The 26,766-nt window shown below is 70.4% G+C and carries 23 protein-coding genes; 11 read left to right on the top strand and 12 right to left on the bottom strand.

The annotated features are described in order from the left end of the window. Window positions 1-19: 19 nt before the first annotated feature. The 3 genes from ACFYZE_RS11670 to ACFYZE_RS11660 all read left to right on the top strand — a co-directional run bounded on the left by ACFYZE_RS11670 (window position 20) and on the right by ACFYZE_RS11660 (window position 2,410). On the top strand, window positions 20-595 hold the full coding sequence (locus ACFYZE_RS11670) for a dihydrofolate reductase family protein (protein WP_388991275.1): 576 nt from the start codon (window positions 20-22) through the stop codon (window positions 593-595). 40 nt (window positions 596-635) lie between these two features. After that, the gene (locus ACFYZE_RS11665) at window positions 636-1,499 is read left to right on the top strand and encodes an LLM class flavin-dependent oxidoreductase (protein WP_388991273.1); all 864 of its coding nucleotides are present in this window, start codon (window positions 636-638) and stop codon (window positions 1,497-1,499) included. 140 nt (window positions 1,500-1,639) lie between these two features. Beyond that, entirely contained in the window at window positions 1,640-2,410 is a 771-nt protein-coding gene (locus ACFYZE_RS11660) for a class I SAM-dependent methyltransferase (RefSeq protein ID WP_388991271.1), read from the top strand. 161 nt (window positions 2,411-2,571) lie between these two features. Here the strand turns inward: ACFYZE_RS11660 and ACFYZE_RS11655 are convergent, their stop codons facing one another. Beyond that, on the bottom strand, window positions 2,572-2,907 hold the full coding sequence (locus tag ACFYZE_RS11655; protein WP_388991269.1) for a DUF192 domain-containing protein: 336 nt from the start codon (window positions 2,905-2,907) through the stop codon (window positions 2,572-2,574). Window positions 2,908-3,566: 659 nt separating this feature from the next. On the opposite strand from ACFYZE_RS11655, the gene ACFYZE_RS11650 reads away from it, so the two are divergent. The 4 genes from ACFYZE_RS11650 to ACFYZE_RS11635 all read left to right on the top strand — a co-directional run bounded on the left by ACFYZE_RS11650 (window position 3,567) and on the right by ACFYZE_RS11635 (window position 8,712). After that, window positions 3,567-4,340 (top strand): isoprenyl transferase, encoded by a 774-nt coding sequence (locus ACFYZE_RS11650; RefSeq protein ID WP_103838363.1) that lies wholly within the window; start codon window positions 3,567-3,569, stop codon window positions 4,338-4,340. Between the two features lie 349 nt (window positions 4,341-4,689). Then, the gene (locus ACFYZE_RS11645; RefSeq protein ID WP_388991267.1) at window positions 4,690-6,015 is read left to right on the top strand and encodes a PhoH family protein; all 1,326 of its coding nucleotides are present in this window, start codon (window positions 4,690-4,692) and stop codon (window positions 6,013-6,015) included. 412 nt (window positions 6,016-6,427) lie between these two features. Further along, on the top strand, window positions 6,428-7,120 hold the full coding sequence (locus tag ACFYZE_RS11640) for a transglycosylase SLT domain-containing protein (protein WP_200419066.1): 693 nt from the start codon (window positions 6,428-6,430) through the stop codon (window positions 7,118-7,120). A 173-nt stretch (window positions 7,121-7,293) separates the two neighbouring features. After that, entirely contained in the window at window positions 7,294-8,712 is a 1,419-nt protein-coding gene (locus tag ACFYZE_RS11635; protein WP_388991265.1) for an AI-2E family transporter, read from the top strand. 21 nt (window positions 8,713-8,733) lie between these two features. Here the strand turns inward: ACFYZE_RS11635 and ACFYZE_RS11630 are convergent, their stop codons facing one another. Together ACFYZE_RS11630 and ACFYZE_RS11625 are read right to left on the bottom strand one after the other, a co-directional pair. Beyond that, window positions 8,734-9,267, bottom strand: a complete 534-nt coding sequence (locus tag ACFYZE_RS11630) for an alkyl hydroperoxide reductase (protein ID WP_388991263.1) — start codon at window positions 9,265-9,267, stop codon at window positions 8,734-8,736. Between the two features lie 3 nt (window positions 9,268-9,270). After that, a complete protein-coding gene (locus ACFYZE_RS11625) occupies window positions 9,271-9,825 on the bottom strand; it encodes a peroxiredoxin (RefSeq protein WP_388991261.1) in 555 nt (184 codons plus the stop codon). A 152-nt stretch (window positions 9,826-9,977) separates the two neighbouring features. On the opposite strand from ACFYZE_RS11625, the gene ACFYZE_RS11620 reads away from it, so the two are divergent. Then, window positions 9,978-10,994 (top strand): LysR substrate-binding domain-containing protein, encoded by a 1,017-nt coding sequence (locus ACFYZE_RS11620; protein ID WP_388991259.1) that lies wholly within the window; start codon window positions 9,978-9,980, stop codon window positions 10,992-10,994. Between the two features lie 16 nt (window positions 10,995-11,010). Here ACFYZE_RS11620 and ACFYZE_RS11615 read toward each other — a convergent pair whose 3' ends face one another. The 5 genes from ACFYZE_RS11615 to ACFYZE_RS11595 form a co-directional block, all read right to left on the bottom strand. Beyond that, entirely contained in the window at window positions 11,011-13,341 is a 2,331-nt protein-coding gene (locus ACFYZE_RS11615; RefSeq protein WP_388991257.1) for an ABC transporter permease, read from the bottom strand. After that, window positions 13,338-14,027, bottom strand: a complete 690-nt coding sequence (locus ACFYZE_RS11610; protein WP_388991255.1) for an ABC transporter ATP-binding protein — start codon at window positions 14,025-14,027, stop codon at window positions 13,338-13,340. Before ACFYZE_RS11610 ends, ACFYZE_RS11615 begins: the two co-directional genes overlap by 4 nt. Beyond that, window positions 14,024-14,548 carry a PadR family transcriptional regulator gene (locus ACFYZE_RS11605; RefSeq protein ID WP_388991253.1) on the bottom strand — a complete coding sequence of 175 codons (525 nt, stop codon included), beginning with the start codon at window positions 14,546-14,548 and terminating at the stop codon, window positions 14,024-14,026. Before ACFYZE_RS11605 ends, ACFYZE_RS11610 begins: the two co-directional genes overlap by 4 nt. A gap of 293 nt (window positions 14,549-14,841) precedes the next feature. Next, on the bottom strand, window positions 14,842-15,090 hold the full coding sequence (locus ACFYZE_RS11600) for a hypothetical protein (RefSeq protein WP_388991251.1): 249 nt from the start codon (window positions 15,088-15,090) through the stop codon (window positions 14,842-14,844). After that, a complete protein-coding gene (locus ACFYZE_RS11595) occupies window positions 15,087-16,022 on the bottom strand; it encodes an SPFH domain-containing protein (RefSeq protein ID WP_388991249.1) in 936 nt (311 codons plus the stop codon). The genes ACFYZE_RS11600 and ACFYZE_RS11595 overlap by 4 nt, the downstream gene beginning before the upstream one ends. A gap of 237 nt (window positions 16,023-16,259) precedes the next feature. On the opposite strand from ACFYZE_RS11595, the gene ACFYZE_RS11590 reads away from it, so the two are divergent. Then, a complete protein-coding gene (locus ACFYZE_RS11590) occupies window positions 16,260-18,647 on the top strand; it encodes a transglycosylase domain-containing protein (RefSeq protein ID WP_388991247.1) in 2,388 nt (795 codons plus the stop codon). 108 nt (window positions 18,648-18,755) lie between these two features. Here ACFYZE_RS11590 and ACFYZE_RS11585 read toward each other — a convergent pair whose 3' ends face one another. The 4 genes from ACFYZE_RS11585 to ACFYZE_RS11570 form a co-directional block, all read right to left on the bottom strand. Beyond that, on the bottom strand, window positions 18,756-20,873 hold the full coding sequence (locus ACFYZE_RS11585) for a SpoIIE family protein phosphatase (protein WP_388991245.1): 2,118 nt from the start codon (window positions 20,871-20,873) through the stop codon (window positions 18,756-18,758). Between the two features lie 274 nt (window positions 20,874-21,147). Further along, the gene (locus ACFYZE_RS11580) at window positions 21,148-21,849 is read right to left on the bottom strand and encodes a DUF402 domain-containing protein (protein WP_388991243.1); all 702 of its coding nucleotides are present in this window, start codon (window positions 21,847-21,849) and stop codon (window positions 21,148-21,150) included. 95 nt (window positions 21,850-21,944) lie between these two features. Continuing rightward, window positions 21,945-23,330, bottom strand: coding sequence for a class II fumarate hydratase (locus ACFYZE_RS11575; protein WP_388991241.1), 1,386 nt, complete (start codon window positions 23,328-23,330; stop codon window positions 21,945-21,947). Between the two features lie 218 nt (window positions 23,331-23,548). Continuing rightward, window positions 23,549-25,219 (bottom strand): fumarate hydratase, encoded by a 1,671-nt coding sequence (locus tag ACFYZE_RS11570; protein WP_388991239.1) that lies wholly within the window; start codon window positions 25,217-25,219, stop codon window positions 23,549-23,551. A 221-nt stretch (window positions 25,220-25,440) separates the two neighbouring features. Between ACFYZE_RS11570 and ACFYZE_RS11565 the strand changes: the two genes are divergently transcribed. Further along, the gene (locus tag ACFYZE_RS11565) at window positions 25,441-26,145 is read left to right on the top strand and encodes a DUF1707 domain-containing protein (protein ID WP_388991238.1); all 705 of its coding nucleotides are present in this window, start codon (window positions 25,441-25,443) and stop codon (window positions 26,143-26,145) included. 163 nt (window positions 26,146-26,308) lie between these two features. Then, the gene (locus tag ACFYZE_RS11560; RefSeq protein ID WP_103838382.1) at window positions 26,309-26,680 is read left to right on the top strand and encodes a WhiB family transcriptional regulator; all 372 of its coding nucleotides are present in this window, start codon (window positions 26,309-26,311) and stop codon (window positions 26,678-26,680) included. The last annotated feature ends 86 nt before the right edge of the window (window positions 26,681-26,766 follow it).

The following is a 26,766-nucleotide window of genomic DNA, read 5'->3' as shown; positions in this document are numbered from 1 at the left end:
GACGTCGATGAGGTGGGCCATGAGGAAGATCGTCCTGATGATGTCGGTGTCCCTGGACGGCTATATGGAGGCCCCGAACCGCGAGATCGACTGGCATGTCGTCGACGACGAACTCCACCAGCACTTCAACGACGTCCTGAAGGAGATGGGCGCCTTCCTCGAGGGGCGGGTCACCTACGAGCTCATGGCCGGCTACTGGCCCAACGCCGACCGGGACCCCGACGCCTCCGCGCCCATCGTCGAGTTCGCCCGCATCTGGCGGAACATGCCGAAGGTGGTGTTCTCCCGCACCCTCCAGCACGCCGACCGGCACACCACCATCGTCCGGGACGTGGTCGTCGACGACATCCTCGCGCTCAAGGCACAGGACGGCGGCGACCTCGCGCTCGGTGGCGCCGAACTGGCCGCGGAGTTCCTGCGGCACGACCTCGTCGACGAGTTCCGCGTCTACGTCCACCCGGTCCTCCTCGGCCGCGGCAGACGACTGTTCCCGGAGGGCGACGCGCTCACCAGCCTCCGGCTGATCGACTCCCGCCGGTTCGGCAACGGTGTCGTACTTCTGCACTACGAACGCCCGGAGACGGGCGCCCGGTAAAGGTGTTGCCCGGTCGGCGGCCGCTGGGTAGGAAGGCCGCATGACTGGACTCGGTGCTGTGTTCCGGCCCCAACTGCCCCCGGAGCGACTGCGTACGATCGCGCGGCTCGCGGAGGAGGCGGGTCTCGAGGAGCTGTGGCTGTGGGAGGACTGCTTCCTGGAAGGGGGAGTCTCCACGGCGTCCGCCGCGCTCGCCTGGACGGAACGGCTGCGTGTGGGCGTCGGACTGCTGCCCGTCCCGCTCAGGAACGTCGCCCTCACCGCGATGGAGGCCGCCACGCTCGAGCGCATGTTCCCCGGACGGGCCGTCCTCTGCGTCGGGCACGGCGTCCAGAGCTGGATGGGACAGGTCGGTGCCCGCGCCGAGTCGCCCGTGACGCTGCTGCGGGAGTACCTGGACGCGCTGCGGGCCCTGCTGCGCGGCGAGCGGGTCACCACGGACGGGCGGTACGTGAAGCTGGACGACGTCGCCCTGGGCTGGCCGCCGGCGCAGGCCGTCCGCGTCCTCGCCGGGGTCACCGGTCCGCGCTCGTTGCGCCTGTCCGGTGAGGCGGCCGACGGCACGCTCCTCACCGCGGCCACGTCACCGGAGGGCGTACGGGCGGCCCGTGGGATCGTCGACGAGGGACGCGAGGCGGCGGGGCGCACCGACCCGCACCCCGTCGTGATCTACCTCCGCGCCACCACCGGTCCGGACGCCGCCGCCCGGCTGCGCGCCGAGATCGAGCGGGAGGGAGGGGTCGAACACGGCGTGGCAGGGGACGCGGGCACGGTCGCCAAGGCCGTGCGGCAGCTCGCGGAGGCGGGCGCCGACACGGTGGTCCTGCAGCCGACCGGCGACGAGCCGGACCCGGAGGGGTTCGTGCGGTTCGTCGCCGAGGAGGTGCGGCCGCTCGTGCCGTAGGCCGGCCGCCATGCCGGATTCGTCCGCTGGGCCGGTGACCCCTTGATCCGGTGACCTGTGATCCGGTGACCCGTGATCCGGTCACCCGTCGCTCCGTAATTCGGTCGCGTCCGCTTTCGTGGCGCTGGGAAGATCGCGGCATGTCCACCCACCGTTCGTTCGAAGAACTCGTCCGTGAGGCCGTCGAGGCTCCCGTCGACGGCTGGGACTTCTCCTGGTTCGAAGGGCGGGCCACCGAGGAACGGCCGCCGTGGGGGTATGCCCGGTCGATGGCGCGGCGGCTCGCCCGCGCGTCCGCCGCGCTGGACGTCCAGACCGGGGGAGGGGAGGTCCTGGCCTCAGCGCCGGCGCTGCCGCCGGTCACCGTCGCCACCGAGGGGTGGCCGCCGAACGTCGCCAGGGCCACCGCGCTGCTGCATCCGCGCGGTGCGGTGGTCGTGGCCTCGGCGGAGGAGGCGCCGCTTCCGTTCGCCGAGGCCGCGTTCGACCTGGTCACCAGTCGGCACCCGGTGCGCACCTACTGGGGCGAGATCGCGCGCGTGCTGCATCCCGGCGGCACGTACTTCTCGCAGCAGGTCGGCCCGGCGAGCGCCTTCGAGGTCGTCGAGTACTTCCTCGGGCCGCAGCCGAAGGAGGTGCGCGGCGGACGCGATCCGCTGCGGGCGCGCGCCGAGGCGGAAGCGGCCGGACTGGACGTCGTGGATCTGCGGGAGGCCCGGTTGCGCATGGAGTTCCACGACATCGGGGCCGTCGTGCACTTCCTGCGCAAGGTGATCTGGATGGTGCCGGACTTCACCGTGGAGCGGTACGAGGACCGGCTGCGGTCCCTGCACGAGCGGATCGTGGCGGAGGGCCCGTTTGTCGCGTACAGCACGCGGTTCCTGATCGAAGCACGCAAGCCGGGCGCGTAGGTTTCCGCATCGTTATGGGGGCCGACTCCCGCCCGTTCCGGTGGCTCGAGTAAGTTCAGACCAAGGTGAATTCGCGCGAGTGAAGCTGCGCGGGCGGTACCGCGCAGTGGAGGGGGCTGCGCGGTGCCGGGCACTCCGTGCCGGTGCGGCGCCCTACGGCGTCACGGGTCCTGTACGGCGACCCGTACGCCGGGTCTGATGCCCCAGCGCTCCATCGCCCCGGCCTCCGCCTCCAGGACGTGGCGCGCACGCGGGCGGGGCAGGCCGATACGGCCCGGCGGCATCGTCCGTACCGTCATGACCCGCAATGTCCGGTCCAGATACGCCACGTCGATCGGAAACCGCATCCCCAGGGTGTGCACCGCGCTCGCCGGACTCAGCAGCAGCGCGCCGTCGATCCCGTCGCGCCCCAGGAGCCCGCGCCGCCGGGCCTGCCCGGACCGTGCGACTTCCAGTGGCACCGGGTGGGGTGTCTCCGGGGTGGTGAGCATGGGCATGACTGTGAAGTTAGCGGCGGCGTCAAGTGAGGACTTCTGGCGCGGGTCCCTCGGGTGGAGTACGGCGGGGTAGGTCACCAGGTGACCCACAGGAGGCCGCGAACCCCTTGGATCCCTTGGGTTTCGGCCGGATCACCCGGGCATCCGCCGGGTTTCGGCCGTGATCTGGCCCTGAATGAGGGGTTCCGGGGTCATCGGGGCGTCGTCGGGTGGTTTCGGAGAGTAGTTGTTGCGCGCCGATGCACGCAGGATCCCTTACGAAGGGTTATGGTGGAAACCCCCCCTCGGGCCGGTCCGTCTCCCCCCCACGGACCGGCCCGTTTTCCTTTCCGGCCGCGGGCGGCTCCTGCGCCGGGCGCCACCGAAGGGCCTCGCCCCCGCCGCCCCGCCACGCCCCGTCCCCAGTGGCTCCGCCACGCGGGGAAGTCCCCCGGACGAGCTGAGCCGAGCCGGTCCATACCCCCGCACGTGTGTGGCCAATCAGCCCAAATCCCCCCACCGCCGCCCCCTTTCACACCCACAAACCCAAATCAACCCGCTGACACCCGTTGGCCGCCCCCGCCCTCTCCGGCGGTAGGCTTCGGCTTCGGGGACCGCCATCTGACGGGGATCGCGCACGACCGCGCCTGTCTGATCCGCACGGAGGGGCTGACAATCACGTGAACCTGCGCGACAAGCTGCGCGGCCTGCTCGTCAGGCTGTACGCACGCCGGGTGGAAGGCCACCTGGACCACGCTCAGGTGCCCAAGCACATCGGCGTCATCATGGACGGCAACCGACGCTGGGCGAAGGCCGCGGGATCGACCACCGCGCAGGGGCACCAGGCCGGAGCCGACAAGATCGAGGAGTTCCTCGGCTGGTGCGCCGAGACGGACGTCGAGGTCGTCACCCTCTGGCTGCTGTCCACGGACAACTTCGACCGGCCGAAGGAGGAGCTGGTCCCGCTCCTCAAGATCATCGAGGACGTCGTACGCTCCCTCGCCGCCGACGGCCGCTGGCGTGTGCACCACGTCGGCGCGCTCGACCTGCTGCCCGGGCAGATGCAGACCGTCCTCAAGGAGGCCGAGGAGGCCACCGCCCACGTCGACGGCATACTCGTCAACGTCGCCATCGGCTACGGCGGCCGCCAGGAGATCGCCGACGCCGTACGCTCCATGCTCCTCGACGCCCATGAGAAGGGCACCTCGATGGAGGACCTGGCCGAGTCCGTCGACATCGACATGATCGGCCGGCACCTCTACACGAGTGACCAGCCCGACCCCGATCTGGTGATCCGTACGAGCGGCGAGCAGCGCCTGTCGGGATTCATGCTGTGGCAGACGGCTCATTCCGAGTACTACTTCTGCGAGGTCTTCTGGCCGGCCTTCCGGAAGGTCGACTTCCTGCGCGCACTGCGTGACTACGCGGCGCGGCACCGCCGCTACGGCGGCTAGGACACCCCGGGCGCCCGCCGTCGGCACCCGCCGGTGCCGCCCCCGGCGTCACCCGCTCGGGGGACAGGATGTAACAAGGAGTTCACCGGGGCGCCGTCATATGCCGTGGCATGGCGGCGCATTTTCGAGGGCATAAGCCAGACAGGTCGACACCCGAACCACGGGTGTCGTATCTCAGCGGACGGCACGGGGCCGTCCGCCCGGGAGGCCCTTTGCACCAGCCCGACCGTGCGGTCACAGCACGGACGCAGACGCGGAGGGCCGGTCCTCGGCCCGTGCATCGCGGCCGACGACCGGTCCAGCTCCACCTCGTCGCTCCCCGACCTCATCCGAGGGGGTACGTCCTTCCGTGGTGACCAGCACAAAGCGCCCCAAGCCAGACCGGCGCACCTACGTTCTCGACACCAGCGTCCTGCTGGCCGACCCCAACGCCATGACCCGCTTCGAGGAGCACGAGGTCGTGCTTCCGATCGTCGTGGTCACGGAGCTGGAGGCCAAGCGGCACCATCCCGAACTCGGCTACTTCGCCCGGCAGGCCCTGCGCCACCTGGACGACTACCGGGTGCGGCACGGCCGGCTCGACGCCCCCATCCCGATCGGGGACCTCGGCGGAACCGTGCGGGTGGAGCTCAATCACTCGGACGCCAGCGTTCTGCCCACTGGCTACCGCCTCGGGGACAACGACTCGCGCATCCTCGCGGTCGCCCGGAACCTGCAGGCGGAGGGGTTCGACGTCACCGTCGTGTCGAAGGACCTGCCGCTTCGGATCAAGGCGTCCTCCATCGGCCTCCTCGCCGAGGAGTACCGCGCGGAACTGGCCATCACGGACTCCTCCGGCTGGACCGGGATGTCGGAACTGACCCTGTCCGCCGAACAGGTGGACATCCTCTTCGAGGACGGCCATCTGCACGTCCCCGAGGTGGCCGACCTGCCCGTGCACACCGGTCTGACCATCCAGTCGGAGCGGGGCAAGGCGCTCGGCCGGGTCACGGCGGAGGGTGACGTCCGCCTGGTGCGCGGGGACCGGGAGGCGTTCGGCATCAAGGGACGCAGCGCCGAGCAGCGGATCGCGCTCGACCTGCTGCTCGACCCGGACGTCGGCATCGTGTCGATGGGCGGCCGGGCCGGCACCGGCAAGTCGGCGCTCGCGCTGTGCGCGGGGCTGGAGGCCGTGCTGGAGCGGCGGCAGCACCAGAAGGTGATGGTCTTCCGCCCGCTGTACGCGGTGGGCGGGCAGGAGCTCGGCTATCTGCCGGGCTCCGAGGCCGAGAAGATGAGCCCCTGGGCGCAGGCGGTGTTCGACACCCTCTCCGCGGTCACCTCCCGCGAGGTCATCGAAGAGGTCACCGCGCGCGGGATGCTGGAGGTCCTCCCGCTCACGCACATCCGCGGCCGCTCGCTGCACGACGCGTTCGTGATCGTGGACGAGGCGCAGTCGCTCGAACGGAACGTGCTGCTGACCGTTCTGTCCCGGATCGGGGCCAATTCACGGGTCGTTCTGACCCACGATGTGGCGCAAAGGGACAATCTACGCGTCGGGCGATATGACGGAGTCGTCGCCGTGGTGGAGAAACTGAAGGGGCATCCGCTCTTCGCGCATGTCACGCTCACCCGGTCCGAGAGGTCCCAGATCGCTGCCCTTGTGACCGAAATGCTAGAGGACGGGCAGATCTGACCCAAGTGTTCAACATGGGATGGCTACCCATGAGTTGGCGCCGTCCGGCAAAGGCGTAGAGCCTAGCCGGGCGGCGCTGTCGTGTGCGGGAGATCCCGAGAATTCCGTGGTCCAAACGGGATGTGAGCTTTCACACTCATCTCGGAATTGCAACGCGGCGCCGGATTGCGGCAGAGTCTCGTTCCTGTCAGGCCCCGCATACGACACAGTTGTACCCCCAGCGGTACGACGCCACAGGAACACCAACTGCATAGAGCCGTCGTATGCCGCCCGAGCACCACGCGGCGCTCCCCCAGCGGGAGTCGCCCACCGGGCCCGTGCCTCCCGTGACCCCGCAGGTGGGAGGCCAGTGTCAGGGGCACGATCGCGTCCGCCAGGGTCACCGAAGCGGGCGATGCTGGAAGGAAACCGTGTGAGCCCGATTTCGGTCCGGGGATTCGCAGTGGCCTCGGCCACGGCGGTCACCGCTGTCGGAAGCGTCGTCGGAGTCGCCTCGGGCAGCACTGCCCAGACGAACGACGCCGAGGCGACCGCAGCCGACTCGACGCTCCTCGCCGACATACCCGCCGGTCAGCAGGCCCAGGTCCAGACGGCGTCGCTGACGCAGCAGGCGGACGCGCAGGCCATCGCCGCGGACACGCTCGCCAAGAAGGACGCCGAGGAAGCCGCCCGCAAGCAGGCGGCCGCGGACGCGATCGCCAAGCAGAAGGCGGCGCAGCAGGCCGAAGAGGCAGCCAAGGCGCGCAAGGCGGCAGAGGCCGCCAGCCGCAGCGCGAGCCGTGACGCCTCCAGCTTCGCGGTCCAGAGCTCGTACACCGTCGCGCAGATCCAGGCGATGGCCCGTCAGATGGTGGCGGCCGACCAGTTCCAGTGCTTCAGCAACATCGTGAACCACGAGTCCAGCTGGAACTACCAGGCGGTCAACGCCTCCTCCGGTGCCTACGGCCTCTTCCAGGCGCTGCCGGCCGGCAAGTACGCCTCCGCCGGCGCCGACTGGCGGACCAACCCGGCCACGCAGATCAAGTGGGGCCTCAACTACATGGACAGCCGCTACGGCAGCCCCTGCCAGGCCTGGTCCTTCTGGCAGGCCAACAGCTGGTACTGAGCCGCCGGCCCCGCCCGCGCGCGGCGCTCAACCCTGCACAGCCTCTCACCGTCTATGGGTGAGGGGCTGCGGCCGTCTCAGGGACCGCCGCCCCCACCATGTACGGTCGGAACAGACGACTCCAGGGGGGAGTGGTGGGGAGCACCCGGGGAAGCGGGGGAAGAGGACGGATCATGTCGCGAGTGCCAGGGTGGCTGGGTCGGCTCGGGGCCGGGCTGACCGAGATCAGCGAGCGCCTGGATGAGCGCCGCGCCGAGGTGGAGAAGGAGCACAGCGAGCCCGGACGGTCACGCCCCGCTCCAAACGTGCCTCCGCCGCCCGTCGCACCGCCACCGCCGGTGCCCGGCGGACCCCGCCCCGACCCCGCCCAGGCCGTGCCCTGGGGTGTGCGGGTGGCGGCCGAGGCCGGCTGGCGGCTCCTGGTGCTCGCCGGCACGGTATGGGTGCTGATGAGGGTCATCAGCACCGTGCAGCTGGTGGTGTTCGCCTTCGTCATCGCGCTGTTGATGACCGCACTGCTCCAGCCGACGGTCGCCCGGCTGAAACGTCGCGGTGTGCCGCGCGGCCCGGCCACCGCGCTCACCGTGATCCTGGGCTTCGTCCTGCTGGGCCTGCTCGGCTGGTTCGTGACCTGGCAGGTCGTGGAGAACATCGACGCGCTGTCCACCCAGATCCAGAACGGCATCGACGACCTGCGCAACTGGCTGCTGAAGAGCCCCTTCCACGTCACCGACAAGCAGATCAACCAGATCGCCAAGAACCTCCGCGAGGCGATCGGCGCCAACACGGACCAGATAACGTCCGCGGGCCTGGAGGGCGTTCAGGTCATCGTCGAGGCCCTGACCGGCATCCTGCTGGTGTTCTTCTCGACGCTCTTCCTGCTCTACGACGGCGAGCGCATCTGGCAGTGGTTCCTGAAGCTGGTGCCCGCCGCCGCCCGCCCGGGTGTGGCCGGCGCCGGCCCGCGCGCGTGGCGCACCCTCACGGCCTACGTCCGGGGCACGGTCCTGGTCGCCCTCATCGACGCCATCTTCATCGGCATCGGCATCTACTTCCTCAACGTGCCGATGGCCGTCCCCCTGGCCGTCTTCATCTTCCTGTTCTCCTTCGTCCCCCTGGTGGGCGCCGTCGCCTCCGGCGCGCTGGCGGTGATCGTGGCGCTGGTGACGCAGGGCGTCTTCACCGCGGTGATGACCCTCGTGGTCGTCCTCGCGGTCCAGCAGATCGAGGGCCACATCCTCCAGCCGTTCATCCTCGGCCGCGCGGTCCGCGTCCACCCCTTGGCGGTGGTCCTGACGGTCGCGGCCGGCGGCATGGTGGCCGGCATCGGCGGCGCCGTGGTGGCGGTACCGCTGGTGGCGGTGACGAACACGGTGGTGGGGTATCTGCGGCAGTACGCGCACGAACAGGCCGTACAGGAGCAGACCGAGCAGGAACCGGCCCCGTCCGTACAGCCGCTCGACGGCGCGGTGCGGCAACCACCGGTCCGTCCGGCGGCCGTGGACGAGGCCGCCCAGGCCGCGGGAGGGTCCGGGGACGCAGCCGCCGGTGACGGTGCCCACAATGCAGAGGACCCCGCCCACCAGGAGTGAGCGGGGCCCCGGCACGGCGGCCTACTCGGCCAGCACGGCCTCCGCGTCCAGCGTCACCGCGACCGCCTGGATCACCGAAGCGATCTTGAACGCCTCCTGGACGACCTCACGCTCGACGCCCGCCTTCCGCAGTACCTGCTCGTGCGAGTCCAGGCACATCCCGCACCCGTTGATCGCCGACACCGCGAACGACCACAGCTCGAAGTCGACCTTGTCGACCCCGGGGTTGCCGATGACGTTCATCCGCAGCCCCGCCCGCAGGCTGCCGTACTCGTGGTCCGACAGCAGGTGCCGCGTGCGGTAGAAGACGTTGTTCATCGCCATGACGGCCGCCGCGGACTTCGCCGCGGTGTACGCCTCCGGCGAGAGGTTCGCCTTCGCCTCCGGCTCCAGCTCGCGCAGCACGATCGCCGAGCGCGACGCGATCGCCGTCGCCAGCACCGTGCCCCACAGCTGCTGCGCCGGCAGCTCGGAGTTGCCGATGACCGAGCCCAGGTTGAGCTTCAGGTCCTTGGCGTAGTCCGGCAGGGCGGACTTCAGGGAGTCGAGGGACATACGTCACTCACCAGCCAGCAGCTTGACCGGGTCGAGGGTCTCCTCGCCCTTGTTCCAGTTGCACGGGCACAGCTCGTCGGTCTGCAGGGCGTCCAGAACCCGCAGGACCTCCTTGGGGTTACGGCCCACGGAGCCCGCCGTCACCATGGTGAACTGGATCTCGTTGTTCGGGTCGACGACGAAGACGGCACGCTGCGCGAAGCCGTCCTCACCCTCGATGCCCAGCGCGCGCATCAGCTCGTGCTTGGAGTCGGCCATCATCGGGAACGGCAGCTCGCGCAGGTCCGGGTGGTCCTTGCGCCAGGCGTGGTGCACGAACTCGGAGTCGCCGGAGAACCCGAGGATCTGGGCGTCACGGTCGGCGAACTCGTCGTTCAGCCTGCCGAACGCCGCGATCTCGGTCGGGCACACGAAGGTGAAGTCCTTGGGCCATGCGAAGACGATCTTCCACTTGCCCTCATAGGTCTTGTGGTTGATCTGCTCGAACTCCTTGCCCTTCTCCAGCGAGACGCAGGCGGTCAGTTCGAACTCGGGGAACTTGTCACCGACAGTGAGCACACGCTCTCCTTGCAGCACAGAAGCACCTCGAGCGCAAGGTGCTTCTCATGGGTTGGACTGTTCCGATGCTGGCACAGGGTGCATTGATTAGGGAAATAGCTACACTCGGTCGGGTTGATCGGTGCCGGCTATCAGTAACCGGGAGTAAGAGCATGGCCGTGGGTGGGACCAGGACCAACGGGCGCCGCCAGCCCACGCTCGCCCAGCTGCGCGCCTTCGCCGCCGTCGCCGAGCATCTCCACTTCCGGGACGCCGCCGCCGCGATCGGCATGAGCCAGCCCGCCCTGTCGGGCGCCGTTTCCGCCCTGGAGGAGGTGCTCGGCGTCACCCTGCTGGAGCGCACCACCCGCAAGGTGCTCCTGTCACCCGCCGGTGAGCGCCTCGCCGTACGGGCCAGGGCGGTGCTGGAGGAGGTCGGCGCGCTGATGGAGGAGGCCGAGGCCGTCCGCGCCCCCTTCACCGGGGCGCTGCGGCTCGGCGTGATCCCGACGGTGGCACCGTACCTCCTGCCCACCGTCCTCAATCTCGTCCACGACCGCTATCCGCACCTCGACCTCCAGGTCCACGAGGAGCAGACCGCGAACCTGCTCGACGGACTGACCACCGGCCGCCTCGACCTGTTGCTGCTCGCCGTCCCCCTCGGCGTGCCCGGAGTCGTGGAACTCCCGCTCTTCGACGAGGACTTCGTCCTCGTCACCCCGCTCGACCACTGGCTCGGCGGCCGGGACGGGATACCCCGCGAGGCGCTGCGGGAGCTGAACCTGCTGCTCCTGGACGAGGGGCACTGTCTGCGCGACCAGGCCCTGGACATCTGCCGGGAGGCCGGCCGCGGAATCAGCGGGGCGGGGCGAAGGCCCTCGGTTGAGGGCGGTGGTGGGAGACGGGAGGGCGCGCCGGTGACCACGACCGCGGCCGGCCTGTCCACCCTCGTCCAGCTCGTCGCGGGCGGCCTCGGCGTCACCCTGCTGCCGCGTACGGCGGTCGAGGTGGAGACCACCCGCAACGGCCGGCTCCTCACCGGCTGCTTCGCGGATCCGGCCCCCACCCGGCGCGTCGCCTTCGCCATGCGCGCGGGCGCCGCGCGGGCTGCCGAGTACGAGGAGCTGGCCACGGCCCTGCGTGAGGCACTGCGACCGCTCCCCGTACGGGTGTTGGGGCCCGGCGACTGACCGGGCCCCGCACTGGCTACTCCGTGCGCAGCCCGTCCGGCCGCATCAGCCGCAGCAGCGGCGGCAGGCTGAGCGCGGTGACCAGCAGCACGACCCCCGCGCCGATGCCGGTCATCGTCAGCACGCTCGCCCAGTCCACGCTCACCGTCGCGGCGGACATCTTCAGCAGGACGGCGCCCAGCGTCAGACCGACCACCGAGGCAAGCAGCAGGCCGAGCGCGATGGGGATCGCCGTCTGCCACAGCACCGACAGGCTCAGCGTGCGGCGCCGGGTGCCGAAGGCGACCAGCGACGACAGCAGCTTCTTGCGCTCGCGCAGCTGCTCCAGCTGGGAGACGAGCAGGCTCGCGCCGATCAGCATCAGCACACAGGTGGCGCCGACGAACAACCCCCTGCGGATGGAGGTGAAGCGCACCGACTGCTCGGTGGCCGCCCAGGTCATGGGGGTCGAGTACGGGGCGACCCGCGCAGCGGTGTTCCGTACGAAGTCGGGGGCGTCCGGAACCGAGCGGTCGAGCGCGAGGTAGATCTCCCCCCGGAAGCCGCGCTCCGCCTGCGCGGGCAGGGCGCCGCGGGTGAACAGGAAGCCGCCGCGCCGCACACCGGTCGGGTCCTCACGGGACTGCGCCTGCTTGAGGCCCTGCGGCACCGTCCAGGCGAACTCCGTCCCCTTCTCGCCGCCGTACGTCGGGTCGAGGTACAGGGTGCGGCCCGGCTTGGCCAGGGCCGGCGTATCGGTGTCGTATGCGGCGCCCCGCAGCACGAAGACGTCGCCCTCCCGGCACGAGGGCAGGTACGCCACCTCGCGCAGGGCCGCGCAGTCGCCGACGGTCACGTCACTGCTGGCCCCGGGATCCTTGCGCCGGTCGCCCATCTCCGAACCGGAGAACGCCATGACCTGCCGGACGCCCTTGGTCCGGCCGAACTCCTCGGCGGCTGCGGCGACCCGGACGTCGCTCGGCAGGCTCACCTGCATCTGCGCCCGTGACACGTCCTCCCGCGTCTGCTTCGTGTAGTCGCCCTCCACGCCGGAGAACAACATCTGCAGGGCGATCGCGCCGGCCACCGCCACCGCGATGCCGTTGACCATGCGTGCGGCGGTGCCGCTGCTCAACTGAAGCCTGCGAACGGCCAGTTGCCAGGCCACGCCACCGGAGTTCAGCCGGGCGACGACCGTCTCGACGACCCACGGCAGCAGCGCGGTCACGCCGACCAACAGCAGCAGCACGCCCCCGACGACCAGGTACTCGTTGAAGCTCCCGTTGGTGTGGCCCTTGCCGAGCATCGGGTAGAGCATCGCGAGCCCGGCCAGCGGCAGCAGCAGGCGCCACCACAGCCTGCGCCGCGCGGGCTTCGCGGTGCGCACCACGCCGAGCGGTTCGATGACGACACCGCGCAGCGCGAACAGGGTGACCATTACCGCAGCGGCCGGGACCGCGACCGCCACGAGCAGGGCCAGCGTGGGAGAGGGGGTCATGTAGCTGGGGAAGACGCTGAGTCCGAACACCTCGACGGAGGCGGCGAGCTGACGTCCGACCAGGAAGAAGGCGGTGCCGAAGAGGAGTCCGAGCAGGGACCCCGCGAGCGCCTCGCCGGCGGCGATCCGCCGGGTCATCCCGCTGTCCGAACCCACGAGCCGCAGCGCCGCCAGCCTGCGGTCGCGCCGCTCGCCGCCGAACCGCACGGCCGCGGCGATGAAGACGCCGACGGGCATGAGCAGGACGACGAAGACGACCAGGGTCAGCAGGTAAAGGACGGGGTCCGTCTTCTCGGAGGTGGTCCCGTTGTTCCCGAACATGTCGATACGGGCCACGGCCGGGGGGTTGATCTTCGCGGCGAGCCCCTTGGCGCCCGCGTAGTAGGCCAGTTCGTGGGAGCCGATGAGCCCGCTCTCCCCGATGGTGCCGGTGATCCGGTACGGCAGCCGCTGCCGCAGCAGGGCGCCGTCGTCGGACTGGAGCAGCTTCCTCAGTGCGGGCGAGACGACCATCGTGCCCGGCTCCGGGAACCTGTCCAGGCCGGGCGGCAGCGGTGCCCGGGTGCCCTCGGGCTCCATCAGCCGTCCGCGGACGTCCTTCTGCCGGTAGGTGGTGTCGACGTCGGCGATCACCAGGGTGTTGTCGGCCTTCGGCTTCCGCTCCTGGCTGTAGGTGTGGTCCGCGCGCGCGTTGTCCCGCTCGTGCCGCACCGCGATCGCGCTGGGGAGGGCGGTGGTGAGCAGGAGCAGCGCCACGCCGAGGCCGACGCCGAAGCCGGTCAGCAGGAGCCGGACCCATCCCTCGCGCCCACTGCTGAACGCGAACCTGGCGCCCATCGCCAGGTCCTTGGACCACTGACGCACGTTCATACGAGGCGCTCCATGTCCCGCGACTTGCCGTCGCGTACGACGATCTCGCGGTCGGAGTAGGCCGCCACCCGTGCCTCGTGCGTGACCAGGACGACGGCGGCGTTGGTGGAGCGGGCCGCCTCGGTGAGCAGTTCCATCACGCGCTCGCCGTTGAGCGAGTCGAGAGCGCCGGTGGGTTCGTCGGCGAAGAGCACGCGTGGGCCCGTGACCAGGGCGCGGGCCACGGCCACGCGCTGGCCCTGACCGCCGGATATCTCACCGGGACGCTTGCCCGCGAGGTCGTCGACCTCGAGCCGGGCCATCCAGGACAGCGCGGCCTGCTCGGCCTGTTTGCGGGAGGTGCCGTTCAGCCGCAGCGGCAGCGCCACGTTCTCCACACAGGTCAGCTCGGGGACGAGCTGGCCGAACTGGAAGACGAACCCGAACTCGCTGCGGCGAAGCAGACTGCGTTGGGCATCGCTCATACCGGCCATCTCGCGGCCGTTGTAGACGATGGAGCCGGCGTCGGGCGGCACGATCCCGGCCAGGCAGTGCAGCAGGGTCGACTTGCCCGACCCGGAGGGGCCCATGACGGCGACGATCTCGCCGGGGTGGATGGAGAACTCCGCGCCGTCCAGGGCGAGGGTGGGCCCGTACGCCTTGCGCAGGCCCTCGGCGGCGAGCAGGGAACCAGCGGGAGCAGTCACTCGGCCACCGCCTCGGCGAGCTTGGCCAGGCGTGCGGCGGTCAGCTCCAGCCAGCGCAGGTCGGCCTCCAGGTGGAACAGGGCGTGGTCGCAGATCAGCTGGTCGGCCAGGTCGCCCTTGCGTTTGCGGTCGGTCAGGATCCGCATCATCCGCAGGTGCTCGGCGCGCTGGGTGTCGAGGATGCCGGCCGCGTCGCGGTGCGTGAGCAGGGCGATGACGACCTTGGTGTACAGAGTCGACTGCAGATACGGCTCGGGCTTCTCCGGCGTCGCCAGCCACCGCCGGACGTCGGTGACGCCGGCGTCGGTGATCGCGTACCGCTTGCGCTCGGGCCCGCCGCCGGGCTCGATCCCGTCGACCTCGACGAGCCCGTTCTTCAGCAGCCGGGACATCGTCGAGTAGACCTGGCCGTAGTGCAGCGGCCGGTCGTGACCGAACTTCTCGTCGAAGGCCCGCTTCAGGTCGTAACCGTGGCGGGGCCCGGACTCCAGGAGTCCGAGGAGGGTGTGACCGATGGACATGCAGAGCACTGTACACACGGCGTATACACCTTGCGTATACATGGCGCGTATAGGTCGTGACGGGATGTCAGTCCATGCAGGTGGGGGCTGATTGTCACGGTTCTGCTACACGGTCGCCCTGGCACGGCCCATCCAGCGGTCTTTGCACGCTCGTCCTGGCCCGGCCCATCCGGCGGTTTCTGCACGCTCGCCCTGGCCCGGCCAATTAGCGGCTTCTTGTTCGAAAAGCCCGGGGGGCCAGGACGAGGCCGCAGGCCGATGCGGGTCTGGGGGGCGGAGCCCCCGGACGGCGCCTACGCTTCCGGGTCCTCCGAAGCCGGCGGTCGCCCCCGGCGGGGGATCGGCTTGGCCTCGCGCGGCAGGCGCCCCGCCTCCGCCAGAGCCCGCCGCAGCAGGAACTCGATCTGAGCGTTCGCCGAGCGCAGTTCGTCCGAGGCCCACCGGGCGAGCGCCTCGTACACCGACGGGTCGAGCCGCAACAGCACCTGCTTGCGCTGCTGCGGCCGACGCTGGGGGTCCGCGCCCCCGGAGGGAGCCGTCACTGGTAGAGGGACCCCGTGTTCAGCACCGGCTGCGGCGCCCGGTCCCCGCACAGCACCACCATCAGGTTCGACACCATCGCCGCCTTCCGTTCCTCGTCCAGCTCCACGATGTCCCGCTCCGCGATCCGGGCGAGCGCCGCCTCGACCATCCCGACCGCGCCGTCGACGATCTGCCGCCGCGCCGCGACCACCGCCCCGGCCTGCTGCCGCTGGAGCATCGCGGACGCGATCTCCGGAGCGTAGGCGAGGTGCGTGAACCGCGACTCGATGATCCGCACCCCGGCGGCCTCCACGCGCGCGTGCAGCTCGGCGGCCAGCTTCTCGGTGATCTCCTCGGCGTTGCCGCGCAACGAGAGCCCGTTCTCCTCGTGGGCGTCGTACGGGTACTCGATCGCGATGTGCCGCACGGCCGCCTCGGTCTGTGTGGCGACGAACTCCAGGAAGTCGTCGACCTCGAAGGTGGCCTGGGCCGTGTCCTCCACCTTCCAGACCACCACCGCGGCCAGCTCGATCGGGTTGCCGTAGGCGTCGTTGACCTTCAGGACGGCGGTCTCGTGGTTGCGGACCCTGGTGGAGATCTTCGTGCGCGAGGTGAAGGGGTTCACCCAGCGCAGCCCGTCCTGCCGGATGGTGCCGCGGTAGCGCCCGAAGAGCTGCACCACCCGAGCCTCGCCCGGCGCCACCGTGTTCAGACCGCACATCGCGAGGAACGCCGCGAGGCCGATCAGCACGCCGGCGACGATGAGCGCTGCCTTGACGCCGGACGCGGTGACCGTCGCGCCGCCGGCGACCAGGCCGGCGCCCAGGACCAGCCCCACCAGCCCGAGCAGCAGCGCCAGTCCACCGCCGATGCTGTGCGCCGGGAACTCCCGCACGCGCGGGCTGGGCATCTCCGGTATGTCAGTGGTGGCGGACGCGGCTTGTGTCGACATGGGTGGTCTCCCCCGGTTCGTCTCTATCTCAGTTCTAGCTAACTGATATCACATTACACCTCCGGACAACCTTCCATCCCTCCTGATCGTCGGTTCCGATGAGACGGGTGCTGGATCTCACGTCCGTAAAAGACGTGATCGACAACCCTTTGTCATACCGCGCGGTGTTAGCTTTCTGAGCTGACCTGAACCACGCACCTGTGTGACCCACGAGAGTGAAGCGGAGCGGATCGACCCATGGGACGAGCGGAAGAGAGACGAGCGCGGCAGCGCGGTGGCCGCCGCGCGGCGCCCAAGCGCTCGCCCCGGACGACCGGGTCCGCGTCGGTCGGCACGGTCAGCCCGGGCGGAGCGCCGGCCGGCGGCCGGGCCGCCGCACGGGCAGCCAGGAGCCGCGGAAAGAGCGGCAAGGGCGGTAAAAGCGGCATACGCCGGTTCTTCACCTGGAAGACGGTCCTGGGCTCGCTCTTCGGCTGCGTGCTGCTGGTCATGGGCGCGTTCGTGGCGCTGTACGTGATGACTCCCATCCCGGCGGCGAACGCGGACGCCACGCTGCAGAGCAACGTCTACAAGTACGGCGACGGCTCGATCCTCACCCGCAGCGGCAAGCTCAACCGTGAGACGGTCGACCTCGCCGAGGTCCCCAAGCCCGTCCAGCACACCTTCGTCGCCGCCGAGAACAAGACCTTCTACCAGGACGCGGGCGTCGACTTCAGGGGCACGGCCCGCGGCATCCTGAACACGCTCTCCGGCAAGGGCGCGCAGGGCGGTTCGACGATCACCCAGCAGTACGTCAAGAACTACTACCTGACCCAGAACCAGACCGTCACGCGCAAGCTGAAGGAACTGGTCATCTCGCTGAAGCTGGACCGCCAGAAGACCAAGGACTACATCCTCGCCGGCTACATCAACACCAGCTACTACGGCCGCGGCGCCTACGGCATCCAGGCCGCGGCGCAGGCCTACTACCACAAGGACGCCAAGAACCTCACGGTCGAGGAGGGCGCGTACCTGGCCGCCCTGCTCCAGGCGCCGAACCAGTACGACTGGGCGATCGCCTCCGACACCGGCAAGAAGCTGGTGCAGGCGCGCTGGAACTACGTCCTGAACAACATGGTCGAGATGCACTGGCTGGACGCGAACAAGCGCCAGGCCATGAAGTTCCCGGTGCCCCTGGCGCCCAAGGGCGCGCCCGGCATGGAGGGGCAGACCGGCTACCTGGTCGACGCGGCCAACGCGGCGCTGGAGAGGCAGCTCGTCGCCCAGGGCACCGCCTCCACCCTCAGCGACGCCGAAGCGCTGATCACCAAGGGCGGCTGGACGATCACGCTGAACATCGACAAGAAGAAGCAGACCCAGCTGGAGCGGGCGGTCAAGCAGCAACTGACCAGCAAGCTCGACCAGAAGAAGCGCGCCGTCGACGGCGCCGTCCAGGCCGGTGCCGTCTCCGTCGACCCGAAGACGGGCAAGGTCCTCGCCCTCTACGGCGGCGTCGACTACTTCAAGCACTACACCAACAATGCGACGCGCCGCGACTACCAGCCCGCCTCCACGTTCAAGCCGGTCATTTTCGCCGCCGCCCTGGACGAGGGCGCCAAGACCCAGGACGGCCGGCAGATCGACGCGAACACGATCTACGACGGCACCAGCGGCCGCCAGGTCGTGGACAACGGCACCAAGGTCGGCTTCGCCCCGCCGAACGAGGACGACCAGAACTACGGCCCCATCACCGTCCAGACGGCGATGAACGACTCCGTCAACTCCGTCTTCGCGCAGATGGGCGTCGACGTGGGCATGGACGAGGTCATGAAGGTCGCCGGCAAGCTCGGCATGGACACCAAGGGCATGCAGGCGGTTCCCGCGCAGACGCTGGGCTCCATGGGCGCGAGCCCGATGGAGATGGCCGGCATCTACGCAACCCTCGACAACCACGGCAAGAAGGTCACCCCGACGATCATCAAGTCGGCCGAGCACAACAACACCGCGGTCACCTTCCCCAACCCGATAGGCGACCAGGTCATCACCCGCGAGGCCGCCGACACGGTGACCTCGGTGCTCACCGGCGTGGTCGACGACGGCACGGCCAAGAGGTCGATGGCGGACAACCCGGCGCGCGACGGCCAGCAGGTCGCCGGCAAGACCGGTACGTCCGACAACAACAAGTCGGCCTGGTTCACCGGCTTCACGCCGAACCTGGTGACCTCCGTCGGCCTGTTCGGCGAGGACCCCAAGACCCATGCCCAGGTTCCCATGACGGGTGCCACAGGCGACGTCCCGGGCAGCCCCAGCGGCCGTATCAACGGCGGTAGCTACCCGGCCCTGATCTGGGCGGCGTACACCTTCGAGGCGATGGGCCCGGTCAGCAAGTTCGACCTGGACACCACGCAGGGGGCGGCCGTCCAGCCCAGCGTGACGCCGACCCTCTCGCAGTCGCCGACCACCTCGCCGTCCTCGACGCCGACCTCGCAGAAGCCGACGACCCAGCCCCCGACGAGCTCGGCGCCGCCGTCGAGTTCGCCCACGACGAGCAAGCCTCCGACGAGCTCGGCCCCGCCGTCGCCGACCAACTCGCCGACGACGCCGACACCGCCGGAGAATCCGCTCGGCCCGAGCGGCGGGCAGTAGGCCCTGTCGTACGCGAAGGGCGCCCGGTGGACCGGGCGCCCTTCGCGCTGTCGTACCTCAGAACCTGTGCCGCCGTCGTACCCGGGAGCCTGTGCCGGACGCAGGCTCTCAGCCCCGGTTCAGCTCGAACCAGACCACCTTGCCGGTGCTCAGCCGGGTCGCGCCCCAGCGCCGGGCCAGCCGGTTCACCAGGTAAAGGCCCCGGCCGCCCTCGTCGGTGGCCCGTGCCTGCCGCAGACGCGGCAGCTGCGGCACGTCGTCGCCCACCTCGCAGCGCAGCACGTCGGTGCGCAGCAGCCGCAGGGTGATCGGACGTGTCGCATACCGCACGGCGTTGGTGACGACCTCGCTGACCAGCAACTCCACCGAGTCCGTCAGCTCCTGGAGCCCCCAGCGGTCGAGCGCACGGCGCGCCAGCCGCCTGGCCCGGCTCGGCGCCGCGTCCTCGGGCTCCAGCACCCAGTACGCGACGTCGCTCGGCGCGATCCCGTCGAAGCGGGCGGCGAGCAGCGCGATGTCGTCGTCGCGGTCGCCGGGCCCGAGCATGTCGAGCACCTCGTCGCACAACGCCTCCAGCGGCGGCGGGTGGTCGGCACCGGTGATCCGGGCGGTCGCGGCGAGCTTCTCCCGCAACTGCTCTATGCCGGTCCACACGTCCCGCAGGCGCGACTCGACCAGCCCGTCGGTGTACAGCAGCAGCGTGGCCCCGGCGGGTGCGTCCAGCTCGACCGCCTCGAAGTCCACCCCGCCCACGCCGATGGGCGCGCCCGCGGGCACCCGCAGCACCTCGGCGCGGCCGCCCAGGTGCAGCAGCACCGGCGGCGGATGGCCCGCGTTGGCGATGGTGATCCGGTGCGAGACCGGGTCGTACACCGCGTACAGGCAGGTCGCCATGCGGTCGGTGCCGAGCCGCTGCGCCTGCTCGTCGAGGTGGTGCAGCACCTCCTGCGGCGGCAGGTCGAGCCCTGCCAGTGTCTGGGCCGTCGTCCGCAGCTGCCCCATGATCGCTGCGGACGTCATGGAGTGGCCCATCACATCGCCCACGACGAGCGCGACCCGGCTGCCCGGCAACGGAATCGCGTCGTACCAGTCGCCGCCCACCCGCGCGGTCTCCGCGGCCGGCAGATAGCGGGACGCCAGCCGTACGCCCGTCGGGTTCGGCAGCGTCTCCGGCAGCATGGTGCGCTGCAACTCGTCCGCGATGTACGCCTCACGGCCGTACAGCACCGCCTTGTCGATGCCGAGCGCGCTGTGCGTGGCGAGCTGCGCGGCGACCAGCAGATCGTCGGCCTCGAACGCCGCACGCTCCGCGCGGCGCAGGAACAGCACGGCGCCGATCACCCGGCGCCGTCCGCGCAACGGCGCGAGGATGGCGCGCTGCCCCGGGGGCACCGCCAGGTCGTCGCCGAGCAGCTCGGGCAGCGCGGCCCGGGCGGCGGGCGCGTCCGCGAACACCGGCCGCACCCCGCGCAGCACCTCGGCGAGCGCACCGCCGGGCCGCACCTCGCACAGCTCGTTGCTCAGGTCCACGACCCCGGAGTCCTCCGGCAGCGGCACCGGCAGGATGCCGTCCTCCAGGTCCCGCTCCTGCGGTATCCGGTCGGTGCGCCGCAGCCGCAGCACCAGGGGCCCGGTGGGCCGCTCGTCGCCCACCGGCAGCGGGTCGCGCAGATACACGAGGATCGCGTCCGAGAAGGTCGGCACGGTGGCCCGGCACAGGCCCATCACGATCTCGTCCAGGTCGATGCCGCGGGCGATCCGCCGGGTCGCGGCGCCCACGAAGCGCAGCCGGTCGCCGTCGCGCCGCATCGGCATGGGCCCGCTCGGCCGGCCCTGACCGGTGCGCCGCTCCTTGCCGCCGGGCAGGGCGGCGGGACGGTTCTGGTCCCCGCTCGGCTGGACCGGGATCACCTCCGGGGCCGGACGCGGCCGGTGCGTGTCGGGCTCGTCCGCGGCCGGCTGGGAGTGCTCGGTGCCGCCCGCCGCGGGCAGCGGAGTGGACGCGCCGCCCGGGGAGCCCGGCGATCCGTGCTGGGCGCAGGGCGGCGGCGCGGCGGGAGAGGCGGGCGTGTCGCCCGCCCGAGTCTGTGCGGGTAAAGCCGTGGCCGGCGGGGCGGTCAGCGGCTCCGGGGTACGCAGGAGCGCCCCGCGGGGCTCCGCGGGGCCGACGCCCGGCTGGGGGCGCTCATGGGAGGTCGGGTGCTCCGTCACGCGTGTCGAATCCATCCGTCCGGGGCTGCGCGCCGTGCGTGCAGTTCGTCCCGCCGTGAAGCCGATACCCGGAATACGTGCCCCAGGAACGGATTTCCCGCCAGGTCACACGCCGTTCCTGGTGCACCGGTCGGACGAACCGTCCCGGTCTGGCCCTCGTACCCCTCGCTCACGTCCTGCCGCCCCTCGGTGACGTTCGGTCAAGCCCAGCGCTTACTGCGGGAGTTGCTGTGGTGCGCCCTTGCGGAGGACGATCCTACGGTTGTACCGCGGGGGCGCAACAAGGGTCTCATGACGTCATGTACGCGGGAGTACGGTCCCAGTCGTCCGGCAGTCGCGGCACCGACCAGGACGGATCGGGACGCCAGTGCTGCCAGCCGTCCGAGAAAGGCGTGCCCCAGGCCCGGATCACCTCCACCGCGGACCGCCCCGCCTCCCGTACCCGCTCGGCGAGCTGAGGGCCGATCAGGCCGTCCTGCTGGGCCTGTGCGAACTCGTCCTCGTCGCGCCAGCCCCAACTGCGGTCCGGGTAGACGCAGATGTCCAGGAAATGGTCCTCGGAATCGACGCCGCCGGCCCAGCGCGCCAGCGGTTCCTCCAGATTGACGTACCAGTTCTTGAAGCGCCAGCCCGGGTCCCAGAACAGCCACACCGACCAGGGCTGACCGGGCCGGGCCAGTTTGAGCACGCCGGTGCCGAACCAGCGGTCGAGCTGCACGGTGCGCGGCTTGGTGTAGCGGCTTCGGAGCGGTTCGGCGTGCAGCGGGGTGCCGTCGGCGAGGACGGGCCGCACGCACGTCGTCCCGGGCGCCATCCACACGGCGAGCAGGTCCGAGTCGTCGCGTACGACGGTCACGGGCCGGGCGATGTGAAAGCGCTCGCCCGCGTTCTCCCGGTACCGCCACAGGATCTGGTCACCTGGCGCCCAACGCCCCGTCACCCTGTCGGCTTCGCCCGCTTCCACTCGTCTCACCGCTCCACCCTCTGCCATGCACAGATATTAGGTGCCCCAGGCATACGACGCTGTGGTGCCCGTCAACGGTTCGCGTCACGGGCGGGTGATGTGCGTCGATATGGGGTGAGGCGTTACGGGTGTGTCATCCGCAGGACATCGAGCGCCTCGTCGAGCTGGTCGAGAGTGAGGTCGCCGCGGTCCACATAGCCCGACTCCAGGACGACTTGACGGATCGTCTTGCGCTCGGCGAGCGCCTTCTTCGCGACCTTCGCGGCCTCTTCGTAGCCGATGTACCGGTTGAGCGGCGTGACGACGGAGGGTGACGACTCGGCGTACTCGCGGGCGCGTTCGCGGTGGGCGACGATGCCGTCGATCGTGCGGTCGGCGAGGAGCCGCGAGACATTGGCGAGGAGCCGGACGGACTCGAGCACGTTCTTGGCGATGACCGGCATCATCACGTTGAGCTCGAAGTTGCCGGAGGCGCCCGCGGTGGCCACGGTGGCGTCGTTCCCGACGACCTGGGCGGCGACCATGAGAACGGCCTCGGGGATCACGGGGTTGACCTTGCCGGGCATGATCGAGGAGCCCGGCTGGAGGTCGGGGAGGCTGATTTCGGCGAGGCCGGTGCGCGGCCCGGAGGCCATCCACCGCAGATCATTGGCGATCTTCGTGAACCCCACGGCGATGGTGCGCAGCTGCCCGCTGATCTCGACGACCCCGTCCCGGGCGCCCTGGGCCTCGAAGTGGTTGCGGGCCTCGGTGAGCGGCAGCCCCGTGGTGCGGGCGATCTCGGCGATGACGGCGGAGGAGAAGCCGGGCGGGGTGTTGATGCCGGTGCCGACGGCGGTGCCGCCGAGGGGGAGTTCGGCGAGGCGGGGGAGGGAGGCGGTGAGCCGCTCGATGCCGTACCGGACCTGTGCGGCATACCCGCCGAACTCCTGACCGAGCGTCACGGGCGTGGCGTCCATGAGGTGCGTCCGGCCGGACTTCACCACATCGGCGAACTCCTCGGCCTTGCGTTCGAGGGAGGTCGCGAGGTGGTCGAGGGCGGGGACGAGATCCCGGCTGACGGCGGCGGTGGCCGCGATGTGGAGGGAGGAGGGGAAGACGTCGTTGGACGACTGCGATGCGTTGACGTGGTCGTTCGGGTGCACGTCCCGGCCGAGGCGCTCGGTCGCGAGGGTGGCGATGACCTCGTTGGTGTTCATGTTGGAGGAGGTGCCGGAGCCCGTCTGGAAGACGTCGACGGGGAAGTGCTCGTCCCACCGGCCCTCGGCCACCTCGGCGGCGGCCTCCTGAATGGCGTCGGCGACGTCCTTGTCGAGCACGCCGAGCTCCGCGTTGACCTTGGCGGCGGCGGCCTTGATGCGGGCGAGCGCCTCGATGTGCGCGCGCTCGATCCGCTGCCCGGAGACGGGGAAGTTCTCCACGGCACGTTGCGTCTGGGCGCGCCACTTGGCGTCGGCGGGGACGCGGACCTCGCCCATGGAGTCGTGTTCGATCCGGTAGTCGCTCATACCGGTTACAGCGATCGGCGCGGCCGGGATGTTCCGTGGCTTGGTCCGCCCGGGCGCCCACATCCCCTGTCATCGCTGTGACTCATGTCTCATCGCGGCCGTGCGGCAGATCCCCGGGCGGTCACGTCGAGGACGGGTGGCAGGAAGGGAGGGGATCGTGGAGACGTGAGACCGGCGCCCGCCCCTGCGTGCATCAGGGGCGGGCGCCGGTCGGAGGATCACGCCAGCCCAGGCCCCCGCACCGGAATCGACGTGAACGTCGGCGGCTCCGCGGGCGCCTGGAAGAAGTCGTTGCCCTTGTCGTCCACGACGATGAACGCCGGGAAGTCCTCCACCTCGATCTTCCAGACCGCCTCCATGCCCAGCTCCTCGTACTCGAGGACCTCGACCTTCTTGATGCAGTCCTGGGCGAGGCGGGCCGCCGGGCCGCCGATGGAACCCAGGTAGAAGCCGCCGTGCGCGGCACACGCGTCCGTGACCTGCTTGCTCCGGTTGCCCTTGGCCAGCATCACCTTCGAGCCGCCCGCCGCCTGGAACTGCTCGACGTAGGAGTCCATGCGGCCGGCCGTCGTCGGGCCGAAGGACCCCGAGGCATAGCCCTCGGGGGTCTTCGCCGGGCCGGCGTAGTACACCGGGTGGTCCTTCAGGTACTGCGGCATCTCCTCGCCCGCGTCCAGGCGTTCCTTGATCTTCGCGTGGGCGATGTCCCGGGCGACGACCAGCGGGCCCGTCAGGGACAGGCGGGTCTTGACCGGGTACTTCGTCAGCTCGGCGAGGATCGCCTCCATCGGCTGGTTCAGGTCGATCTCGACCACGTCGGACGACTCGTCCAGGTGCTCGTCCGTCGTCTCCGGCAGGAAGCGCGCCGGGTCCGTCTCCAGCTGCTCCAGGAAGACGCCCTCAGCCGTGATCTTCGCGACCGCCTGACGGTCGGCGGAGCAGGAGACGGCGATCGCGACCGGGCAGGACGCACCGTGCCGCGGGAGGCGGACCACGCGCACGTCGTGGCAGAAGTACTTGCCGCCGAACTGCGCGCCGATGCCGATCCTCTGCGTCAGTTCGAAGACCTTCTCCTCCAGCTCCTTGTCCCTGAAGCCGTGCCCCAGTTCGGAGCCCTCGGTCGGCAGCTCGTCCAGGTAGTGCGCGGAGGCGTACTTCGCGGTCTTCAGGGCGTACTCCGCGCTCGTGCCGCCGACGACGATCGCCAGGTGGTACGGCGGGCACGCGGCCGTGCCCAGCGAGCGGATCTTCTCCTCCAGGAACTTCATCATGGAGGCCTCGTTCAGGACGGCCTTCGTCTCCTGGTACAGGAAGGACTTGTTGGCGCTGCCGCCGCCCTTCGCCATGAACAGGAACTTGTAGGCGCCGCCGTCCGTTGCGTACAGCTCGATCTGGGCCGGGAGGTTCGAACCGGTGTTCTTCTCCTCCCACATCGTCAGCGGAGCCATCTGCGAGTAGCGCAGGTTCAGCTTGGTGTAGGCGTCGTAGATGCCGCGGGAGAGGGCCTTCTCGTCCTCGCCCTCCGTCAGCACGTTCTGGCCGCGCTTGCCCATCACGATCGCCGTGCCCGTGTCCTGGCACATCGGCAGCACACCCGCCGCCGCGATGTTCGCGTTCTTCAGCAGGTCCAGGGCCACGAACTTGTCGTTGGCGCTGGCTTCCGGGTCGTCGATGATGCGGCGCAGCTGCGCCAGGTGAGCCGGGCGCAGGTAGTGCTGGATGTCGTGGATGGCCTCCTCGGCCAGCTTGCGCAGAGCCTCGGGCTCGACCTTGAGGAACGTACGCCCGTCGGGCCCCTCGACGGTGGAGACGCCCTCGGACGTCACCAGCCGGTACGGGGTGGTGTCCTCTCCCGTGGGGAGCAGATCGGTGTACGCGAACTCAGGCATCTCGCCCATTCCTCACTAGACAGACAGCGGCTGGCCTCCGTTGGCAGCGTCCACCAGCGTAGAACCTGGGTCTGACCGTGGACCTGTGAGGTAGGGCTCAGTCCCGGGTCCGGTCCCGGCGGCCCGGTTCGACGGTTCGGTTCGCCGATTCCCCGGGCCGGTTTTCCACAGGCGTGTTCGAGGGGTGGTCGCGATCTATCGCGTTTCGCTACGCTGCTGCCGTGGACCTTCACAAGAGCCCCGCGCCGGCCGACGACCGGCCCGTGCCACCGGCCGAGCTGCGCTGCTCCGACGCCGACCGCGACCGCATCACCGACATCCTGCGCGACGCCCTCGCCGAGGGGCGTCTCACGGCCGAGGAGCACGCCGAGCGCGTCGAGGGTGTGCTGCACGCCAAGACGGTCGGTGAGCTCGACCGGTTCGTCCGCGACCTGCCCGCCGCCCACCCGCGCCGCACCGCCCCGGCGTACGCCGCTCCGCCGGACCGGCCCGCTCCGGGTGCGATTCCGAGGGAGCCCGACGAGAACGTGGTGGCGGTCTTCAGCAGCGCCATCCGCCGGGGCCGCTGGCGCCCCCGCCGCCGCACGCACGCGTACGCGATCTTCGGCAGTGTCGAGATCGACCTCAGCGAGGCGCTCTTCGAGTACCAGCAGGTCGTGATCAAGGCGGTCTCGGTCTTCGGCGACGTGCAGATACGCGTCCCGGAGAACGTGTCGCTGCGCAGCACCGGCGGTGGTGTACTCGGCAACTTCGAGGTGAGCCCGCTGGATTCGGGCGATCCCGACGCGCCCGTCATCCATGTCGACGGACTCGCCGTGTTCGGGAACGTCGAGGCGAAGCCCAGGCGCGGCAAGGCGGTCGCCGACATTCTCGACCGCGTGTCGCACAAGGTGGACAAGACTTTGCGCAAACACCTCGGCCGTTGACGCTTGTGAATTCGGCCGGGCTCGGCATGCGCCGGTCACATTCCGACGGCATGAACAACCCCTGGAGTTCCTGCGGTTGGGAACTCAGTGCATAGGCGCGCGCACAGCGGGTAGGCCTTGCTGCATCGTCTCTCGCTCGCGAAGCCGTCGTCAGGAGTAGACCGTGCTGCAACCGCCGCATTCGTCCTTGCAGGTCGCTGACGTTCCGCACCAGCGGGTGCCAGTGCGCGACAGGGATCAGGACGCCCCGTGGCACACGGAGGCGGTGTGCCGGCGCGACGAGGCCGGCCTGTTCTTCGCCCCCTCCAAGGAACCCACCGCGGCCCGGCTGTCCCGCGAGGAGGCGGCCAAACGGGTCTGTGCGCGCTGTCCGGTGATGGTCGAATGCCGGGAACACGCGCTGCTGCAGCCCGAGCCGTACGGAGTGTGGGGCGGGCTCACGGCCGCCGAACGCCGTGTTGTGCTGGCCCGGCGCCGCCGCCGCGAACTGGAACTGAAGAAGGCCGCGCGGGGGACGATAGCGGCGGCCGGCTGAACGGCCGCGTATTCGCCGCGCATAGAAGTACCGGTCCACCGGAAGTACCAGGCCGCCGAGAAGTACCAGGCGGACGAGGAGCACCA

The sequence above is a fragment of the Streptomyces sp. NPDC001796 genome (genome assembly GCF_042892355.1).
Taxonomy (GTDB): domain Bacteria; phylum Actinomycetota; class Actinomycetes; order Streptomycetales; family Streptomycetaceae; genus Streptomyces.
The sequence above is the reverse complement of the archived record's forward strand: the minus strand, read 5'-3'. Positions and strand labels throughout refer to the sequence as shown.

Excerpts from the sequence above, each read along its gene's own strand:
- ACFYZE_RS11670 (WP_388991275.1), top strand. The coding sequence starts at position 20 with ATGAGGAAGATCGTCCTGATGATGTCGGTGTCCCTGGACGGCTATATG.
- ACFYZE_RS11665 (WP_388991273.1), top strand. The coding sequence starts at position 636 with ATGACTGGACTCGGTGCTGTGTTCCGGCCCCAACTGCCCCCGGAGCGA.
- ACFYZE_RS11660 (WP_388991271.1), top strand. The coding sequence starts at position 1,640 with ATGTCCACCCACCGTTCGTTCGAAGAACTCGTCCGTGAGGCCGTCGAG.
- ACFYZE_RS11655 (WP_388991269.1), bottom strand. The coding sequence starts at position 2,907 with ATGCCCATGCTCACCACCCCGGAGACACCCCACCCGGTGCCACTGGAA.
- ACFYZE_RS11635 (WP_388991265.1), top strand. The coding sequence starts at position 7,294 with ATGTCGCGAGTGCCAGGGTGGCTGGGTCGGCTCGGGGCCGGGCTGACC.
- ACFYZE_RS11630 (WP_388991263.1), bottom strand. The coding sequence starts at position 9,267 with ATGTCCCTCGACTCCCTGAAGTCCGCCCTGCCGGACTACGCCAAGGAC.
- ACFYZE_RS11620 (WP_388991259.1), top strand. The coding sequence starts at position 9,978 with ATGGCCGTGGGTGGGACCAGGACCAACGGGCGCCGCCAGCCCACGCTC.
- ACFYZE_RS11615 (WP_388991257.1), bottom strand. The coding sequence starts at position 13,341 with ATGAACGTGCGTCAGTGGTCCAAGGACCTGGCGATGGGCGCCAGGTTC.
- ACFYZE_RS11605 (WP_388991253.1), bottom strand. The coding sequence starts at position 14,548 with ATGTCCATCGGTCACACCCTCCTCGGACTCCTGGAGTCCGGGCCCCGC.
- ACFYZE_RS11595 (WP_388991249.1), bottom strand. The coding sequence starts at position 16,022 with ATGTCGACACAAGCCGCGTCCGCCACCACTGACATACCGGAGATGCCC.
- ACFYZE_RS11590 (WP_388991247.1), top strand. The coding sequence starts at position 16,260 with ATGGGACGAGCGGAAGAGAGACGAGCGCGGCAGCGCGGTGGCCGCCGC.
- ACFYZE_RS11585 (WP_388991245.1), bottom strand. The coding sequence starts at position 20,873 with ATGGATTCGACACGCGTGACGGAGCACCCGACCTCCCATGAGCGCCCC.
- ACFYZE_RS11580 (WP_388991243.1), bottom strand. The coding sequence starts at position 21,849 with ATGGCAGAGGGTGGAGCGGTGAGACGAGTGGAAGCGGGCGAAGCCGAC.
- ACFYZE_RS11575 (WP_388991241.1), bottom strand. The coding sequence starts at position 23,330 with ATGAGCGACTACCGGATCGAACACGACTCCATGGGCGAGGTCCGCGTC.
- ACFYZE_RS11570 (WP_388991239.1), bottom strand. The coding sequence starts at position 25,219 with ATGCCTGAGTTCGCGTACACCGATCTGCTCCCCACGGGAGAGGACACC.